Origin of the sequence: Pseudomonas sp. Ost2, assembly GCF_018326065.1 — a bacterium.
Lineage (GTDB): Bacteria > Pseudomonadota > Gammaproteobacteria > Pseudomonadales > Pseudomonadaceae > Aquipseudomonas > Aquipseudomonas gingeri.
Genome location: NZ_AP021904.1, coordinates 7,002,822 through 7,019,056, shown reverse-complemented (window position 1 = coordinate 7,019,056; position 16,235 = coordinate 7,002,822). Strand labels below are relative to the sequence as shown.

Sequence of the window (16,235 nt, the reverse complement as noted above, 5' to 3'; positions counted from 1 at the left end):
TCTGCGGGGCTTTGGAGCGCTCCAGGGCCTCTTCGCTGGCAAGCCAGCTCCTACAAGGATGCGGGGTCGGCCACGGATGTGTGGCCGACTGAAGTCTCTGTGGGAGCCGGCTTGCCGGCGAAGGCGTCAGTACAGGCGCCGCCTCAGTTGCTGATCGACAGGATGCTCGCCTGGTACGACCCGACAAACACGTCGAAATCACCCACTTCGTTCTGCTCCAGCTCCAGTTGCTGGACAAGCGACTGGCGCGCGCTTTCTTCGAAGGCGGCCTGTTCGTCCTTGGCCAGCGGCTGGCTGCGGAAGTACTCGGCATGGGCCAGGCTCTGGCGCATGGAGAACTGGGCAAAGCTTTCCTTGTGCTGGGTCATGCTCGCCAGCACCTGGGCCGACGGCGTCAGGGACGAATCGCGGACCTTCGCCATTTGCTCGTCCAGGGACTTGCTGTGACCATCGCCGCCATGGCTGCGGTCGAGCAACGCCGACAATGGAGCAATCTGCTCGAGCAATTCGGTAGCCCATTCCTTCATGTCCACCGCCTGGCCCCGACGCTGCAATTGCAGGCCCGGACGCCGGCCTTCCTTCACCACGGTGAGGAAGTTCGAAGTGGCATTGTTGCACTCGTTGCTTTCGAACAGCGGGCTGTCGTTCAGCGCGCAATACAGCAGGAACGCATCGAGGAAGCGCGCCTCGGTCAGGTCGATGCCGGTCGGCAGGAACGGGTTGATGTCCAGGCAGCGCGCCTCGACATACTGCACGCCACGGGCCATCAGCGCCTGGATAGGCCGCTCGCCGGTGTAGGTCACGCGTTTCGGGCGGATGTTGGAGTAGTACTCGTTTTCGATCTGCAGGATGTTGGTGTTGAGCTGGACCCACTCACCGTCCTTGTGCGTGCCGATCTCGACATACGGCGCGTAGGGCGTCGCCACCGCCTTGCGCAGGCTGTCGGTGTAGCTGCTCAGGTCGTTGTAGCACGGCGTCAGGCCGGCCTGGGCGTTGCTCTGGTAACCCAGGTCGCTCATGCGCAGGCTGGTGGCGTAGGGCAGGTACAGCGTGTCGGCGTCGAACTGTTCCAGCGAATGCGAGCGACCGCGCAGGAAACCCGCGTCCAGGGCCGGCGAAGCACCGAACAGGTACATCAGCAGCCAGCTGTAGCGGCGGAAGTTGCGGATCAGCGCGATATAGGCCAGCGACTGGTAGTCGCGGTCCGTGCCGACAAAACCTTCGGCCTGCTTGAGCACCGGCCAGAGTTTTTCCGGCAGCGAGAAGTTGTAGTGGATTCCGGCAATGCACTGCATGGTCTTGCCGTAGCGCAGGGCCAGGCCCTGGCGGTACACATACTTGAGCTTGCCGATATTCGAGGTGCCGTAGTAGGCGATCGGAATATCTTCCTCGGCTGGCAGCGGGCAGGGCATCGACGGGCTCCACAGGTACTCGTTGCCGAGCTTGCTGTAGGCAAAGCGATGGATCTTGTCCAGGCTTTGCAGGGTGTCGGCCGGGTCGGGCAGGGCCGGAGTGATGAACTCCAGCAGCGACTCGGAGTAGTCCGTGGTGATTTGCTCGTTGGTCAGTGCGGCACCCAGTTCTTCCGGATGCGGTGTCTGCGCCAGGCGGGCTTCGCCGGTGACGCGCAGGCATTCGCGCTCGATGCCGTGCAGGCACTCTTCGAGCAGGGAGAGGTGGGCGCGCTCGCCGAGCAGAGCCAGGCGGCGGTTGAGAAGTTCGCTCAAGTTGGATTCCTTCACGCGTCAGTCGCCCCAATATGGGGGTGGGCAAGACGGTCTACAAGGGTGAAGTTGAGAACTGGCGTTGTCGCCTGGTAAATGTCAGAAAACGCCGATACTTCGTCCCTGAGTCGGATGTGATGCCGACGGAAAATTCCGACACCGCATTCGCAGTGCCGAAATTAACCCAAATCGAGACGGGACAGCTAGAGAACAGCGAACGTGCCTTGTGCTTTCGCGACAAGTTTGTCGCCCTGGCGCACTTCGGCCTCGACCACCAGAGTGCGGCGCCCGGGGTGGATGACGGTGGCGATGCACAGCACATCGCCTTCGGCCACCGCCCGCATGTAGTTGATCTTGCACTCGATGGTCACGCTGCGCTGGTCGAAGCCATGGGTCGCCGAACAGGCCAGGCCCATGGTGATATCCACCAGGCTGAACAGCGCGCCGCCATGCAACACGTTGCCGCGATTGCGCAGTTGCGGAGTCAGCGACAGAGCCACCTCCGCAACGCCGCTGTCGAGGCGTTGCAGGCGGCAGCCGATCAGCTCGCTGAAGGCGCTCTGGGTAAGGCCGTCAGGGATTTCCATCAGCGTTTCTTCAGCTGCTTGGCGTTGGCGAACAGCGAGGCCATGGCATTGTTGCTCGGTGCCGGGGCCACGGTTTCCTTGCGCGGGGCGTTGTTCTGCGACTGGCGCGGGGCCGAGCCCGGACGCGAGCCGCGGGCGCCGTCGATCTTCTCGCCAGGGGTATCGCTCATGCGCATCGACAGGCCGACGCGTTTGCGCGGGATGTCGACTTCCATGACTTTCACCTTGACCACGTCACCGGCCTTCACCGCTTCACGCGGGTCCTTGATGAACTTCTCGGACAGCGCCGAAATGTGCACCAGGCCGTCCTGGTGGACGCCGATATCGACGAAGGCACCGAAGTTGGTCACGTTGGTCACCACGCCTTCGAGGATCATCCCCAGTTCGAGGTCCTTGAGGTCCTCGACACCGTCCTGGAACTCGGCGGTCTTGAACTCGGGACGTGGGTCGCGACCCGGTTTCTCCAGTTCCTGGAGGATATCGGTGACGGTCGGCAGGCCGAAGGTCTCGTCGGTGTACTTTTTCGGGTCCAGGCGCTTGAGGAAGCTGGCGTCGCCGATCAGCGAGCGGATATCACGGTCGGTTTCGGCGGCGATGCGCTGTACCAGCGGATAGGCTTCCGGGTGCACGGCGGACGAGTCCAGCGGGTTGTCGCCGTTCATCACACGAAGGAAGCCGGCGGCCTGCTCGAAGGTCTTTTCGCCCAGGCGCGCGACTTTCTTCAGGGCGGCGCGGGTCTTGAAGGCACCGTTCTCGTCGCGATGGTTGACGATGTTCTGCGCCAGGGTGGTGTTCAGGCCGGAGATCCGTGCCAGCAGCGCCACCGAGGCGGTATTCACGTCGACGCCGACGGCGTTCACGCAGTCTTCCACCACCGCGTCCAGGCCGCGCGCCAGTTTCAACTGCGACACGTCGTGCTGGTACTGGCCGACACCGATGGATTTCGGATCGATCTTCACCAGTTCGGCCAGCGGGTCCTGCAGGCGGCGGGCGATGGACACCGCGCCCCGGATCGATACGTCGAGGTCCGGGAACTCCTTGGACGCCAGCTCCGAGGCCGAGTACACCGAGGCGCCGGCCTCGGAGACCATGACCTTGGTCATTTTCATGGCCGGGTATTTCTTGATCAGTTCGGCGGCCAGCTTGTCGGTTTCACGGCTGGCGGTGCCGTTGCCGATGGCGATCAGGTCCACCGAGTGCTTGGCGCACAGCGCGGCGAGGACGGCCAGGGTCTGGTCCCACTTGTTGTGCGGCACGTGCGGGTAGACCGTGGCGTGGTCCAGCAGCTTGCCGGTGGCGTCCACCACCGCGACCTTGCAGCCGGTACGCAGGCCCGGGTCCAGACCCAGGGTCGCGCGCGGGCCGGCCGGGGCGGCCAGCAGCAGGTCATGCAGGTTGTGGGCGAACACGTTGATCGCCTCGGTTTCCGCGCCGTCGCGCAACTCGCCCAGCAGGTCGGTTTCCAGGTGGGTGTAGAGCTTGACCTTCCAGGTCCAGCGCACCACTTCGCCGAGCCATTTGTCGGCAGGGCGGTTCTGGTTCTGGATGCCGAACTGCTGGCCGATCATGCCTTCGCACGGATGCATGGTGCCGGGCAGTTCGTCGCCGACTTTCAGTGCCGAGCTGAGGATGCCTTCGTTGCGGCCACGGAAAATCGCCAGGGCGCGGTGCGACGGCATGCTCTTGAGCGGTTCGTCGTGTTCGAAGTAGTCGCGGAACTTGGCGCCTTCTTCTTCCTTGCCGGCGATCACGCGGGCACTGAGGGTGGCTTCCTGCTTGAGGTAGTTGCGCAGCTTGTCCAGCAGGCTGGCGTCTTCGGCGAAGCGCTCCATCAGGATGTACTTGGCGCCTTCGAGGGCCGCCTTGGTGTCGGCGACGCCTTTTTCCGCGTTGACGAAGCGCGCGGCTTCGCTTTCCGGGGTCAGCGACGGATCGTTGAACAGGCCGTCCGCCAGCTCGCCGAGACCGGCTTCCAGGGCGATCTGGCCCTTGGTGCGGCGCTTCTGCTTATAAGGCAGGTACAAGTCTTCGAGGCGGGTCTTGGTGTCGGCGAGCTTGATGTCGCGAGCGAGTTCCGGGGTCAGCTTGCCCTGCTCCTCGATGCTGGCGAGGATGCTGATGCGCCGCTCGTCGAGTTCTCGCAGGTAGCGCAGGCGCTCTTCCAGGTGCCGCAGCTGGGTGTCATCCAGGCTGCCGGTCACTTCCTTACGGTAGCGCGCGATGAAAGGTACGGTAGAACCTTCATCCAGTAGAGCGACGGCCGCTTCGACCTGTTGTGGGCGTACGCCGAGTTCTTCGGCGATGCGGCTGTTGATGCTGTCCATAAAACCACCTGACAAAGTGTGAAATCAGGCACGCCGGGCCTTTGGGCCTGTCGGGCGAGCCTGGTTTGGGATCAAAAGGCGCACCTTGTGACCCGTGAAATCAGCACATTGCTGTGAGCCTTTGAAAAAAAGATGGCATCGAACAGCAATGATCAGACGTTGCCTGACGCAGAAGGCGGGGCATTATAACCAGCGTTCCGGGCTTGGGGGGATTGTGCGCGTGTAGGCATAAAACAGCGTTTGCTGGTAGTCGAGGAAAAATCTGCTAACAATGCACAGGATACGTATAACGGTCGCTGGCCCCATAATGCGCGCCGAGATCAAAGGAGCAACCCATGAGCAGCACTGCACAAACTGCTGAAGGCGAAAAAATTCTCATCGTGGATGACGATCCGGGGCTGAGCAGCCTGCTGGAACGTTTTTTCACCAGCAAGGGCTATCGTGCCCGCGCGGTGGCCAACACCGAGCAAATGGACCGTCTGCTGGCGCGTGAAGTGTTCAATCTGGTGGTCCTCGACCTGATGCTGCCTGGCGAAGACGGCCTGACGGCCTGCCGTCGCCTGCGCGCGGCGAACAACCAGGTGCCGATCATCATGCTGACCGCCAAGGGCGACGAGCTGAGCCGGATCAAGGGCCTGGAACTGGGCGCCGACGATTACCTGGCCAAGCCGTTCAACCCCGACGAACTGATGGCGCGGGTCAAGGCCGTGCTGCGGCGTCAGGCGGCTCCGGTTCCGGGCGCTCCGGGCAGCGAAGACGAGAGCGTCACCTTCGGCGACTACGAGCTGTCCCTCGCCACCCGCGAACTCAAGCGCGGCGACGAAGTGCACATGCTCACCACCGGCGAATTCGCCGTGCTCAAGGCCCTGGTGATGCATGCCCGCGAACCGCTGACCCGCGACAAGCTGATGAACCTGGCCCGTGGGCGGGAATGGGATGCGCTGGAGCGTTCCATCGATGTGCAGATTTCCCGCCTGCGTCGCATGATCGAACCGGACCCGTCGAAGCCGCGCTATATCCAGACCGTCTGGGGCGTGGGTTATGTGTTCGTGCCGGATGGCGCTGCAACCAAGTGACCGGTGATTTGTAGGAGCGGGTTGCCCGGGTGTGCGAAAGCCGCCCGGGCAAGTCGCGATCCACAATTGTGCGAGCCCGCCTGCTCGCTCCTGCAAAGTATGTAGCGGCTGTCTATGAAAACCCCTCTCTGGTTTCCCCAAAGTTTCTTCTCGCGCACCCTTTGGCTGGTGCTCATCGTGGTGTTGTTCTCCAAGGCACTGACCCTGGTCTACCTGCTGATGAACGAGGACGTCCTGGTGGATCGCCAGTACAGCCACGGCGTGGCCCTGACCCTGCGGGCCTACTGGGCCGCGGATGAAGACGACCGCGACAAGATCGCCGATGCGGCCGGCCTGATCCGCGTGGTCAGTGGTGGCGTGCCGGAAGGCGAGCAGCACTGGCCCTACAGTGAAATCTACCAGCGCCAGATGCAGGCCGAGCTGGGTGCCGATACCGAGGTCCGCCTGCGCATGCATGCGCCGCCGGCCTTGTGGGTGCGGGCGCCGAGCCTGGGCGCGGGCTGGTTGAAGGTGCCGCTGTATCCGCATCCGCTACGCGGGCAGAAGATCTGGAGTGTGCTGGGCTGGTTCCTGGCCATCGGCCTGCTGTCCACGGCATCGGCGTGGATCTTCGTCAGCCAGCTCAACCAGCCGTTGAAGCGCCTGGTCTTTGCCGCGCGGCAACTGGGCCAGGGTCGCAGCGTGCGCCTGCCGATCAGTGACACCCCGAGCGAAATGACCGAGGTATACAGCGCCTTCAACCAGATGGCCGAGGACGTCGAGCAGGCGGGGCGCGAACGGGAGCTGATGCTGGCCGGGGTTTCCCACGACCTGCGCACGCCGCTGACGCGCTTGCGCCTGTCCCTGGAGCTGATGGGCGACCACAGCGACCTCAGCGAAGACATGGTGCGGGATATCGAGGACATGGACGCCATTCTCGACCAGTTCCTCGCATTCATCCGCGACGGCCGCGACGAGTCGGTGGAAGAAGTGGACCTCAGCGACCTCGTGCGCGAGGTGGTGATGCCCTACAACCAGAACGAAGAGCGGGTGCGCATGCGCCTGCAGCCGATCCAGCCGTTCCCCCTGCGGCGGGTATCGATGAAGCGGCTGCTGAACAACCTGATCGGCAACGCCCTCAACCATGCCGGAGAGGGCGTGGAAGTGGCGGCCTATGTGTCGGGAGATACCAGTGCGCCCTACGTGGTCCTGAGTGTCATGGACCGTGGCGCGGGTATCGATCCGGCCGAACTGGAAGGAATCTTCAACCCCTTCACCCGGGGCGACAAGGCCCGTGGCGGCAAGGGCACCGGCCTGGGCCTGGCGATCGTCAAGCGGATCGCCTCGATGCATGGCGGCAATGTCGAACTGCGCAACCGCTCCGGTGGGGGCCTGGAAGCGCGGGTTCGTCTGCCGTTGGGCCTGATGCTGCCGCGCGACGCGGTCTAGCCGGCCTTGGCCGGATAGCCGTGCAGCGCGGATCTGAATAGACGATCAGCCCTTGCCCTTGGTGCGGGTCATGTTCGGCCCGCCATTTTTCTCGATGTGCTGGATGATCATTCCCGCCACATCCTTGCCGGTGGTGACCTCGATCCCCTCCAGGCCCGGAGACGAGTTCACCTCCATCACCAGCGGTCCGTGATTGGAACGCAGGATATCCACCCCGGCCACGCTCAGGCCCATCACCTTGGCCGCGCGTATCGCGGTCATGCGTTCTTCCGGGGTGATCTTGATCAGGCTGGCGCTGCCGCCACGGTGCAGGTTGGAGCGGAACTCGCCCGGCTTGGCCTGGCGCTTCATCGCCGCGATCACCTTGTCGCCGACCACAAAGCAGCGGATATCCGCACCGCCGGCTTCCTTGATGTATTCCTGGACCATGATGTTCTGCTTCAGGCCCATGAAGGCCTCGATCACCGACTCCGCCGCCGTCGCCGTCTCGCACAGCACCACGCCGATACCCTGGGTGCCTTCCAGCACCTTGATCACCAGCGGGGCGCCGTTGACCATCTCGATCAGGTCGGGGATATCGTCCGGCGAGTGGGCGAAACCGGTGACCGGCAGGCCGATCCCGCGGCGCGACAATAATTGCAGCGAGCGCAGCTTGTCCCGCGAACGGGCAATCGCCACCGATTCGTTGAGGGGGAAGACCCCCATCATTTCGAACTGGCGCAACACCGCGCAGCCATAGAAGGTCACCGAAGCACCGATCCGTGGGATCACCGCGTCGAAACCCTCCAGCGGCTTGCCGCGATAGTGGATCTGCGGCTTGTGGCTGGCGATGTTCATATAGGCGCGCAGGGTATCGACCACTACCATCTCATGGCCACGCTCGACACCGGCTTCGACCAGGCGACGAGTGGAATACAGACGCGGGTTACGCGACAGCACAGCGATCTTCATGCAACACCTGTGGCAGAGGTAGTAGTGACCGGGAAAACCGGCTTGTCTTGAACGTATTTCTGGCCCGGATTGACCACCAGCTGACCGTCGATCAGAGCTTTGGAACCCAGCAACAGGCGATAACGCATGGCCTTGCGACAGGCGAGGGTGAATTGCACCTGCCAGACCTTGTCTCCCATGGCCAGGGTGGTCGCGATCACATAGCGCACCTGGGCATGGCCGTTGGAGCTTTTGATGGTTTTCATGGCCAGCAACGGGGCTTCGCAGCGCCGATGGCGCAATTGCACCAAGCTGCCCAGGTGGGCGGTGAAGCGCACCCACTTCTCTCCGTCGCGCTCGAACGGCTCGATTTCGGTGCCATGCAGGCTGGAGGTACTGGCGCCGGTGTCGATCTTCGCCCGCAGGCCCGCGACTCCCAGATCCGGGAGCGCCACCCACTCGCGCAGACCTACAACAGTCAAATGGTCAAATGTCTTCAAAATGCTCAACCGGTGAGAAACCCGCTCAGGCCGCGAGGCGGCCATAATCGCGGTATTCACGCAGAATAATGGGTAAATGGCGACAGATATCTGTGCGACTTGTATCAGGCCGTGAAATCAGCCCGGCTCCCCGCATTCTAGACTGGCCAGGGACATTCAGCTTCGACGGCAACGGTAGTACAGTTCAGCAATATTTCAGTTTGAGGAATCCCCGTGGCGCAGAAACCGGAAGCGGACGACAAGGTTCGACTCGACAAGTGGTTATGGGCAGCGCGCTTCTACAAGACCCGCGCCCTGGCCAAGGACGCGATCGAAAGCGGCAAGGTGCATTGTCGCGGCGAGCGCTGCAAACCGTCCAGGGAGCCCCATGTGGGCGACGAGTTGCTGATTCGCGTCGGCTTCGACGAGCGTACCGTGGTGGTGCAGGCGCTGTCGGTGGTCCGGCGCGGCGCACCGGAGGCGCAGGCGCTCTACACTGAAACCGAAGCCAGCATCGCCCGGCGCGAAGCCGCCGCGGCCCAGCGCAAGGCCGGGGCCCTGGGGCTGACCACCGATGGCAAGCCGAGCAAGAAGCAGCGGCGCGACCTGTTCAAATTCCGCGGCAGCGGCGCCGACTGACTATCGGCTCGCACGGTTATTAGAGGACCTCATGTCCTTGACTGGCCGACATTCGCCCCCATGTTGCTTGGTTCGAACCCTGTTTGTTCATAAAATGCTCATATTTCCTGAGCCGAACGCCCTTATTCCTACTTCCAGAATTGAACCCTATGTCAGATCTACCGGACACCGATTACACCCAACGCTTCATCTTCGATGACAGCGACACCCGTGGCGAACTGGTGTCTCTGGAGCGCAGCTATGCCGAAGTCCTGGCCAAGCACCCCTATCCCGAACCGGTTGCGCAACTGCTCGGTGAACTGATGGCCGCCGCCGCCCTGCTGGTCGGCACCTTGAAGTTCGACGGCCTGCTGATTCTCCAGGCCCGTTCCGAAGGCGCGGTGCCGCTGCTGATGGTGGAGTGCTCCAGCGAGCGCGAAATCCGCGGCCTGGCGCGCTATGAAGCGGACCAGGTCGCCCCCGGTGCGAGCCTCGCCGACCTGATGCCCAATGGTGTCCTGGCCCTGACCGTGGACCCGATCCAGGGCCAGCGCTACCAGGGGATCGTCGACCTCGACGGCGCCACCTTGTCGGAGTGCTTCACCAACTACTTCGTCATGTCCCAGCAGGTCGGTACCCGTTTCTGGCTCAACGCGGATGGCCAGCGTGCCCGTGGCCTGCTGTTGCAGCAATTGCCGGCCGACCGCCTCAAGGATGAAGAAGAGCGTGCCGCCAGCTGGCAGCACATCACCGCCCTGGCCACCACCCTGACCGCCGAGGAACTGCTCGGCCTCGACAACGAAACCGTGCTGCATCGCCTCTATCACGAAGAGGCTGTGCGCCTGTTCGATATCCAGCCGCTGAGCTTCCGCTGCAGTTGCTCCCGCGAGCGTTCGGGCAACGCGCTGGTCAGCCTGGGACTGGAAGATGCCCAGGAACTGGTGGTCGAACGGGGCGGTGTCGTGGAGATCGATTGCCAGTTCTGCAACCAGCGTTATCTGTTCGATGCGGCCGATATTGCCCAATTGTTTGCCGGTGCCGGGGTCGACACCCCGTCAGATACTCGTCACTAAAACGCTTCAGCACAGGTAAATCTCCTGTCAAACGCCGGAAAATAGGCGTTCTGACAGGAGGGCCCTACTCTTTTTGGGCTTTTCTGGCATAATCCGGCCCACTTTTTTCGCGGTAGTAGTGCACGACTTTCTACTACAAAACGTTTGGAGCACTCGGCCACTGGCCGACGGGGAATCTCATGACGCAAGCAAACAATGCCGTGTACACCGATCTGAGTGTCGATGATCTGGTCAAGGAAGCCCTGGCTCGTGGTGAAGGCGAACTCGCCGATACCGGCGCGCTGGTCGTGCGGACCGGTCACCGCACCGGTCGTTCGCCGGTAGACCGTTTCATCGTAGAAGAGCCTTCCACCCAGGATGCCATCGCCTGGGGCCCGATCAACCGCAAGTTCCCGGCCGACAAGTTCGACGCCCTGTGGAACCGCGTCGAAGCCTTTATCGGCGAGCGCGAGCGTTTTGTTTCCCACGTGCACGTAGGTTCCGATCCTGCGCACTACCTGCCGGTCAAGATGACCACCGGTACTGCCTGGCACAACCTGTTCGGCCGTTGCCTGTTCATCAACCCTGAAGCCGGCCAGTACAACGCCGGTGGCAAGGACGAGTGGCAGATCCTCAACGTTCCGGAGTTCGAGTGCGTACCCGAGCGTGACGGCACCAACTCCGATGGCACCGTGATCCTCAACTTCGCGGCCAAGAAAGTCCTGATCGCCGGCATGCGCTACGCCGGTGAAATGAAAAAAGCCATGTTCTCGGTGCAGAACTTCCTGCTGCCGGCCGCCGACGTGCTGCCGATGCACTGCGCGGCCAACATGGGTGAAGAGGGCGACGTGACCCTGTTCTTCGGTCTGTCGGGCACCGGCAAGACCACCCTGTCGGCTGACGAAAGCCGCTACCTGATCGGCGACGACGAACACGGCTGGGGCGTGGGCGTGGTGTTCAACATCGAAGGCGGTTGCTATGCCAAGTGCATCGACCTGTCCGAGAAGAACGAACCGGTGATCTGGAAAGCCATCCAGCACGGCGCCGTGCTGGAAAACGTCGTGCTCGATGCCAACAAGAAGGCCGACTACGCCGACAGCAGCCTGACCCAGAACAGCCGTGCGGCCTACCCGCGTGAACTGATCGAAAAGCGCGCGCCGAAAAACCTCGGTGGCGAGCCGAACGCCGTGATCTTCCTGACCTGCGACCTGACTGGCGTACTGCCTCCAGTGTCGATCCTCAGCGAAGAGCAGGCCGCTTACCACTTCCTGTCCGGCTACACCGCCCTGGTCGGTTCGACCGAGATGGGTTCGGGTGGCGGCATCAAGTCGACCTTCTCCACCTGCTTCGGCGCGCCGTTCTTCCCGCGTCCGGCCGGCGAATACGCGGAACTGCTGATCAAGCGTATCCGTGGTTTCGGTTCCAAGGTCTACCTGGTCAACACCGGCTGGACCGGCGGCGGCTACGGCGTTGGCAAGCGCTTCAACATCCCGACCACCCGTGGCGTGATTGCCGCGATCCAGAGCGGCGCGCTGATCGGCGTTGAAACCGAGCACCTGGACACCGTCAACCTGGACGTGCCATTGGCCGTACCGGGCGTCGAGACCGGCCTGTTGAACCCACGCAACACCTGGGCCGACAAAGCTGCCTACGACGAAGCGGCAAAAGCCCTGGCAGGCCTGTTCATCGAGAACTTCAAGAAGTTCGACGTGAGCGACGCGATCAAGGCGGCGGGTCCGAAGCTGTAAGCATCGGTTGCCAGCTGTTTGAAAAGCCGCCCTTCGGGGCGGCTTTTTTATACCCGTTTTTCGACGAGGCGTTCCAGTTCGGCTGTGTTCCAGTGTTTCTGTCGGATGGCCTGATAGAGCATGCCGATGGTCAGGGCGACCTTGCGGCTGCGCACCTTGGTGCGACGTTTGGCGAAAACATCGAAACCTTCGGGTTCGAAATAGCGATAGGGATCGAAGTCGATGAGATCCAGGATGAATCGTTCTTCCAGTGCTTCCATCAACTCACTGGCATCCTTGCCGTCGCAGCCCAGGTCAAGATTGATGGCTGTGTGCAGGCCAACGGACTTGTGCTCCGGCAAGCCGATCTCGTCGTCCAGCAACTCGATCAGTTGTTTCATCAATTCGGTGTCTGGAAGGCTGCTGGCCAATATCATCGGGGAGGTGTCTCAGTGGAAGCCCGAAAACACGAAGGCCCGCTAGACGAATCGATGCGGGCCTTGGACGTTGGGCAAATATTCAACGCAGATGCGTTGCGGAAATTTTATCAATCGGCCTGACCCTGCACAACAAACCTGGCGGGTAATGCCTCAATGAACCCAGTCTTCGTATTCGAGCCCTGTAACACGGCTGAACTCACGTAGATTGTTGGTGATCAGCTTGCATCCCGTGGCTATGGCGTGGCCCGCGATGGCCGTGTCATTACCGCCAATGAGCGAGCCGATATCCGTCAGTTGGCGTCTCACTTCGACTGTCGCGTCCACGGCGTTCTGATCCCACGGCAGGATCGCATCCAGGCGCTTCACAAACTCATCGATCATTATTTTGTGCCTGGAGGAAGCTTTTTTGCCGATCTGTCCGTAGCGCATTTCTGAGTAAGTGATCGCAGAGATTACGATCCGGTTATTTCGACCCACTTCTGCTGCCAATCGCTTCAATACAGATTCGGGGCGTTCACGCATGATGAACGAGCAAATACAGGTATCGAGCATATAGGTGGTCACAGACTGAACCTGCCTTCATCGCCGATGATGTCCGGGCGTTCTTGTAGAAAGTCAGCATCAGCCGCAGGTAGCTCTGCCAGCGATTGCCAGCTGGGGCGCACAGGGCGCAGGGTGATCACATCGCCATTGCGCGTGATCTCCAGTTCTCCTACGCCTTCATAAGCCATGTCATTTGGCAGGCGTATCGCCTGATTTTTGCCGTTCTTGAAAATTGAGACTGTGCGCATGATATCGCCCCTGCATATGTCTGGCATATGCAGTGTAGTGTCGATTTTTTGCATAGGCAAGGCATATGCCAGCTCGGGCATCGTCTGAATTGTCACCGGGTTACCTCCAGAAGGTATTTCCTCCGGGCTATGAAAGTCAGCGTCAGAAGGTCGAATGAAATAATGGCGGTGCTGACACCGGCTGTGGATCAGCTTTTACCTTCAATCTCGTAGCCAGACTCTCAAAATGGGCTGTGAATTCCACAATATCAGTAGGCCATTTCCTATTGTGAAATGGCCTGTTTGTCGTGATGTTACTGGGCGACTTGCCTGCTCAATGCCATCGTTCGCTGCTGAACCAACTGCAACAGGACACAACCTTCGCGCACCAACAGGTAGGCGGCATTGGTGACATGGGGGAGGTCTTTGTCGCAGGTGGTGTCGAGGCTGACACAGGTCATGGCTTCCAGCAGGTCGCTGGCGGCCTGGAGGCGTTGGTGGGCGCTGGTTTTACGATGATGTTCTCGAACAGAACTCGCTGGGCTCGTCCATTGCCTTCGCGAAAAGGGTGAATGACATTGAAGTCTCCATAAGTTTGCGCGATTTCGACTATGAGCTCGGAGCGGGGGAGATTGCGCAGAACCTGGGTGCTGGGGTCGCAATACGGATTTTTACCAATTCCGTATTGGGCTGGCATCAGTTGGAGATACTACGGTACTGGCTGAGAACGGCTTCCATCGTCGGGAGCGGTTTATCGACATCGGCACGGGAAGTGTTGAACCCTTCGAGACGAAGGCTTGCCAGGCTGTTTGATCGACGGATCTTGTTGTAGTGATCCTGCTTTTCCCGAAATGTCAGTTTGCTCATGATTTCTATCTCAAAGGACAAGGTCCAAGCGTAGCGGAAACAGACGGTCACCCCTGCGGGCTATACGTCTGCATCGCCGTGCAATACCGTGCCTGCATCCCCTTGCTTTGCTCGTCCTTGTCGCGGTTCGAGCGTTTGCCCCATTCCGCGCACTGTTCCTTGAAAAACACCTCGGCGGCCTTGCGGCATTCGCGATGTTCCGTGGAGGTGGTCGGGAAGTTTGCGCAGACGCTGGCATTGTCGATGACGTTGTTGAAGATGCGCCATTTCGCGGCGTAGCGATTACGTCCGTCCCACTCGCGGATGAGTACGGTGGCGACTTCGCCCCGGCGCGTATGGGTGGCTTCGGGCGCCTTCAGGTCGGCCTTGTACTCGGCCAGGTAGCTGGCGGATACCAGTCCCTGGGCCTTGGGCGGCGGTGCCTGGATTTGCGCGGCGACGGGCTCCGCCGGCAGTGGCGCGAGGTTGGCGCTGGGTTCGGTCCGCAATTGCAGCGGCTCTGCCGGGGCTTCGGGCTGGACGCCAGGCTCGGTCGCCAGCGGTTCGGCAGCAGGCTGTGGTACCGGTTCATTCTGTGGCGGGCGATGACTGCTGTTGCGGCTGTGCACCATGTAGCCGAGCATACCCAGCAGGATCAGCAACAGTATCCACAGGCCGTAGGATCTGGGGCGAACCGGACGTGGCGGCTTTTGCCGGGTCGGGTGCGATCCCAGCACCACATCGAAATGCTCGGGGTGCAGGCGCTTGAAATGAATGACGCCGTCGTCTTCAGGTGGTTGTTGCATGGTTCGCCGCTGCCTTCCTTGGTGAGTCAGCGGGTTATCGGCGCTTTCTCATGGGCTTTGAGGAGATTTGCAGATTAAATCGCGAAATAGCCGTTTGCCAGTAACGACGGCTCCACAAAAATGAAATTTCCCTTATGAAAGTCAGACACTTCAGGCAAAAAATCGGTATGTTTCCCTGCAATTTTACGGGCGTCATCCGATGCTCGAACTTGCACTTAAAGGGAGTTAAGTATGTCTCTGCTTCGCGTGGCCTCGGTGGTGTCGTTGTGTGCCGCGGCATGGACGGTCCAGGCCGAATCATTGCCCATCGAAGTACTCAGTGCCGTGGTCAAGGATCAGAAGATCGCCGACGCCGAGGTGCTGTTGCAGCGCAACGGCGAGCAGAACGTGGTCGGCAAGACCAACGCCCAGGGCCAGGTCACCCTTGCCGCCAACTTCGCCGATGACGCCAGCAACCTGCTGATCATCAAGAAGGCCGGTTATTCCAACCTGGTGGTCAAGTGCCCGTGCAAGGACATGACCTACGCCATCAGCCCGGTGATGCAGAGCCTCGACGGCCTGCGCGTGGTGCTGACCTGGGGCAAGACCCCGGCTGACCTCGACTCCCACATGATCTTCCCCGGCAACAATATCTACTTCGAACAGCAGAGGGGCGACGATGCCGAGCTGGATGTGGATGACACCGACAGCTATGGCCCGGAAACCATCACCCTGCAGAAGAAGCACTATGGCGAAAGCTATGTGTATGCCGTGCATGACTTCACCAACGGCGGCAATCCGAGCTCGCGCCAGTTGTCCAATAGCCAGGCCAAGGTGTTTGTCTACATGGGCCAGTCCCTGGTTCGTACCTACTACGTGCCGGCCAATCGCAGCGGCAACCTGTGGACCGTGTTCCGCATGACCGGCAACGGTGATTTCCAGGACATCAACACCTTCAGCGGCGTGACCGTGGAAGCCAAGGATGTGCTGAACGAAGTCTCGCCGTTGCTGGACGACAAGGTGGCGGTCGCCGAAGTGGCCGTCAGTTCCACGGCCCAGGCCGATGCGAAGGCGCTGAATGTCAAAGGTGAAGCAGCCTACAAGGCTGGAAATCTGGAACAGGCGATTGCCTTCTTCCGCCAGGCCATCGATCTGAACAACAGCTTCGGCCAGGCCTACAGCAACCTCGGCCTGGCGTACCAGAAGGCCGGCAACACCGCCGAAGCCATCTGGGCCAACCGCAAGGCCGTTGCCCTGGCATCCGGCAACTCGGCGAACACCGTGCGCGCCAGTTCCTACTACAACATTGCGCGTATCTATGAAGACGCCGGGCAGTTCTCCGACGCGCTGCGTCACTACGAGCTGGCCAAGGAACAGAAAGCCAACCCGGTGTACGACACGGCGATCGAGCGGGTCAGGAATCGCTGAATAGCGAACTGATCCAAGCCC

The 16,235-nt window shown here is 61.3% G+C and carries 16 protein-coding genes and 1 pseudogene; 6 read left to right on the top strand and 11 right to left on the bottom strand.

All coding sequences use genetic code 11. The features are described 5' to 3' along the window. Positions 1-143 precede the first annotated feature (143 nt). The 3 genes from gshA to KI243_RS31210 form a co-directional block, all read right to left on the bottom strand. A complete protein-coding gene (gene gshA / locus KI243_RS31220) occupies positions 144-1,727 on the bottom strand; it encodes a glutamate--cysteine ligase (RefSeq protein WP_017125407.1) in 1,584 nt (527 codons plus the stop codon). 200 nt (positions 1,728-1,927) lie between these two features. Continuing rightward, positions 1,928-2,311, bottom strand: a complete 384-nt coding sequence (locus KI243_RS31215) for a PaaI family thioesterase (protein ID WP_017125406.1) — start codon at positions 2,309-2,311, stop codon at positions 1,928-1,930. Continuing rightward, positions 2,311-4,635, bottom strand: a complete 2,325-nt coding sequence (locus KI243_RS31210; RefSeq protein WP_017125405.1) for a Tex family protein — start codon at positions 4,633-4,635, stop codon at positions 2,311-2,313. Before KI243_RS31210 ends, KI243_RS31215 begins: the two co-directional genes overlap by 1 nt. Positions 4,636-4,970: 335 nt before the next feature. Here KI243_RS31210 and ompR point away from each other — a divergent pair, with 335 nt between their 5' ends. Further along, positions 4,971-5,711 carry a two-component system response regulator OmpR gene (gene ompR, locus KI243_RS31205; RefSeq protein ID WP_017125404.1) on the top strand — a complete coding sequence of 247 codons (741 nt, stop codon included), beginning with the start codon at positions 4,971-4,973 and terminating at the stop codon, positions 5,709-5,711. A 114-nt stretch (positions 5,712-5,825) separates the two neighbouring features. Then, complete coding sequence (locus tag KI243_RS31200) at positions 5,826-7,139, top strand: ATP-binding protein (RefSeq protein WP_177055827.1); 1,314 nt, start codon at positions 5,826-5,828, stop codon at positions 7,137-7,139. 45 nt (positions 7,140-7,184) lie between these two features. Here the strand turns inward: KI243_RS31200 and rimK are convergent, their stop codons facing one another. Further along, positions 7,185-8,090 (bottom strand): 30S ribosomal protein S6--L-glutamate ligase, encoded by a 906-nt coding sequence (gene rimK / locus KI243_RS31195; RefSeq protein ID WP_017125402.1) that lies wholly within the window; start codon positions 8,088-8,090, stop codon positions 7,185-7,187. Then, on the bottom strand, positions 8,087-8,569 hold the full coding sequence (locus tag KI243_RS31190; RefSeq protein WP_212811265.1) for an ATP-dependent zinc protease: 483 nt from the start codon (positions 8,567-8,569) through the stop codon (positions 8,087-8,089). The genes rimK and KI243_RS31190 overlap by 4 nt, the downstream gene beginning before the upstream one ends. Positions 8,570-8,782: 213 nt before the next feature. Between KI243_RS31190 and KI243_RS31185 the strand changes: the two genes are divergently transcribed. The 3 genes from KI243_RS31185 to KI243_RS31175 all read left to right on the top strand — a co-directional run bounded on the left by KI243_RS31185 (position 8,783) and on the right by KI243_RS31175 (position 11,966). Continuing rightward, positions 8,783-9,187, top strand: coding sequence for a S4 domain-containing protein (locus KI243_RS31185; protein WP_177087133.1), 405 nt, complete (start codon positions 8,783-8,785; stop codon positions 9,185-9,187). Positions 9,188-9,336: 149 nt separating this feature from the next. Then, positions 9,337-10,239, top strand: a complete 903-nt coding sequence (gene hslO, locus KI243_RS31180; protein ID WP_017125399.1) for an Hsp33 family molecular chaperone HslO — start codon at positions 9,337-9,339, stop codon at positions 10,237-10,239. Positions 10,240-10,418: 179 nt separating this feature from the next. Beyond that, positions 10,419-11,966, top strand: a complete 1,548-nt coding sequence (locus tag KI243_RS31175) for a phosphoenolpyruvate carboxykinase (RefSeq protein ID WP_017125398.1) — start codon at positions 10,419-10,421, stop codon at positions 11,964-11,966. A 47-nt stretch (positions 11,967-12,013) separates the two neighbouring features. Here the strand turns inward: KI243_RS31175 and KI243_RS31170 are convergent, their stop codons facing one another. From KI243_RS31170 to KI243_RS31145, 6 genes and pseudogenes are all read right to left on the bottom strand, one after another. Continuing rightward, positions 12,014-12,382 (bottom strand): DUF1493 family protein, encoded by a 369-nt coding sequence (locus KI243_RS31170; protein WP_177087131.1) that lies wholly within the window; start codon positions 12,380-12,382, stop codon positions 12,014-12,016. 153 nt (positions 12,383-12,535) lie between these two features. Next, positions 12,536-12,949, bottom strand: a complete 414-nt coding sequence (locus KI243_RS31165; protein WP_017125396.1) for a type II toxin-antitoxin system VapC family toxin — start codon at positions 12,947-12,949, stop codon at positions 12,536-12,538. Beyond that, the gene (gene vapB / locus KI243_RS31160) at positions 12,946-13,176 is read right to left on the bottom strand and encodes a type II toxin-antitoxin system VapB family antitoxin (protein WP_042935145.1); all 231 of its coding nucleotides are present in this window, start codon (positions 13,174-13,176) and stop codon (positions 12,946-12,948) included. The genes KI243_RS31165 and vapB overlap by 4 nt, the downstream gene beginning before the upstream one ends. Before the next feature lie 490 nt (positions 13,177-13,666). Continuing rightward, positions 13,667-13,780, bottom strand: a pseudogene (locus KI243_RS33030) (Fic family protein); the annotation flags it as partial. A 71-nt stretch (positions 13,781-13,851) separates the two neighbouring features. After that, positions 13,852-14,022, bottom strand: a complete 171-nt coding sequence (locus KI243_RS31150) for a YhfG family protein (RefSeq protein ID WP_085983767.1) — start codon at positions 14,020-14,022, stop codon at positions 13,852-13,854. Between the two features lie 47 nt (positions 14,023-14,069). Continuing rightward, positions 14,070-14,807 carry a hypothetical protein gene (locus KI243_RS31145; RefSeq protein ID WP_212810264.1) on the bottom strand — a complete coding sequence of 246 codons (738 nt, stop codon included), beginning with the start codon at positions 14,805-14,807 and terminating at the stop codon, positions 14,070-14,072. A 231-nt stretch (positions 14,808-15,038) separates the two neighbouring features. On the opposite strand from KI243_RS31145, the gene KI243_RS31140 reads away from it, so the two are divergent. After that, entirely contained in the window at positions 15,039-16,214 is a 1,176-nt protein-coding gene (locus KI243_RS31140; RefSeq protein ID WP_177128265.1) for a tetratricopeptide repeat protein, read from the top strand. Positions 16,215-16,235: the final 21 nt, after the last annotated feature.

Bases quoted from the DNA above. Each gene is read 5' to 3' on its own strand.
- KI243_RS31215 (WP_017125406.1), bottom strand. From the start codon at position 2,311: ATGGAAATCCCTGACGGCCTTACCCAGAGCGCCTTCAGCGAGCTGATC.
- KI243_RS31210 (WP_017125405.1), bottom strand. From the start codon at position 4,635: ATGGACAGCATCAACAGCCGCATCGCCGAAGAACTCGGCGTACGCCCA.
- ompR (WP_017125404.1), top strand. From the start codon at position 4,971: ATGAGCAGCACTGCACAAACTGCTGAAGGCGAAAAAATTCTCATCGTG.
- KI243_RS31200 (WP_177055827.1), top strand. From the start codon at position 5,826: ATGAAAACCCCTCTCTGGTTTCCCCAAAGTTTCTTCTCGCGCACCCTT.
- rimK (WP_017125402.1), bottom strand. From the start codon at position 8,090: ATGAAGATCGCTGTGCTGTCGCGTAACCCGCGTCTGTATTCCACTCGT.
- hslO (WP_017125399.1), top strand. From the start codon at position 9,337: ATGTCAGATCTACCGGACACCGATTACACCCAACGCTTCATCTTCGAT.
- KI243_RS31175 (WP_017125398.1), top strand. From the start codon at position 10,419: ATGACGCAAGCAAACAATGCCGTGTACACCGATCTGAGTGTCGATGAT.
- KI243_RS31170 (WP_177087131.1), bottom strand. From the start codon at position 12,382: ATGATATTGGCCAGCAGCCTTCCAGACACCGAATTGATGAAACAACTG.
- vapB (WP_042935145.1), bottom strand. From the start codon at position 13,176: ATGCGCACAGTCTCAATTTTCAAGAACGGCAAAAATCAGGCGATACGC.
- KI243_RS31150 (WP_085983767.1), bottom strand. From the start codon at position 14,022: ATGAGCAAACTGACATTTCGGGAAAAGCAGGATCACTACAACAAGATC.
- KI243_RS31145 (WP_212810264.1), bottom strand. From the start codon at position 14,807: ATGCAACAACCACCTGAAGACGACGGCGTCATTCATTTCAAGCGCCTG.
- KI243_RS31140 (WP_177128265.1), top strand. From the start codon at position 15,039: ATGTCTCTGCTTCGCGTGGCCTCGGTGGTGTCGTTGTGTGCCGCGGCA.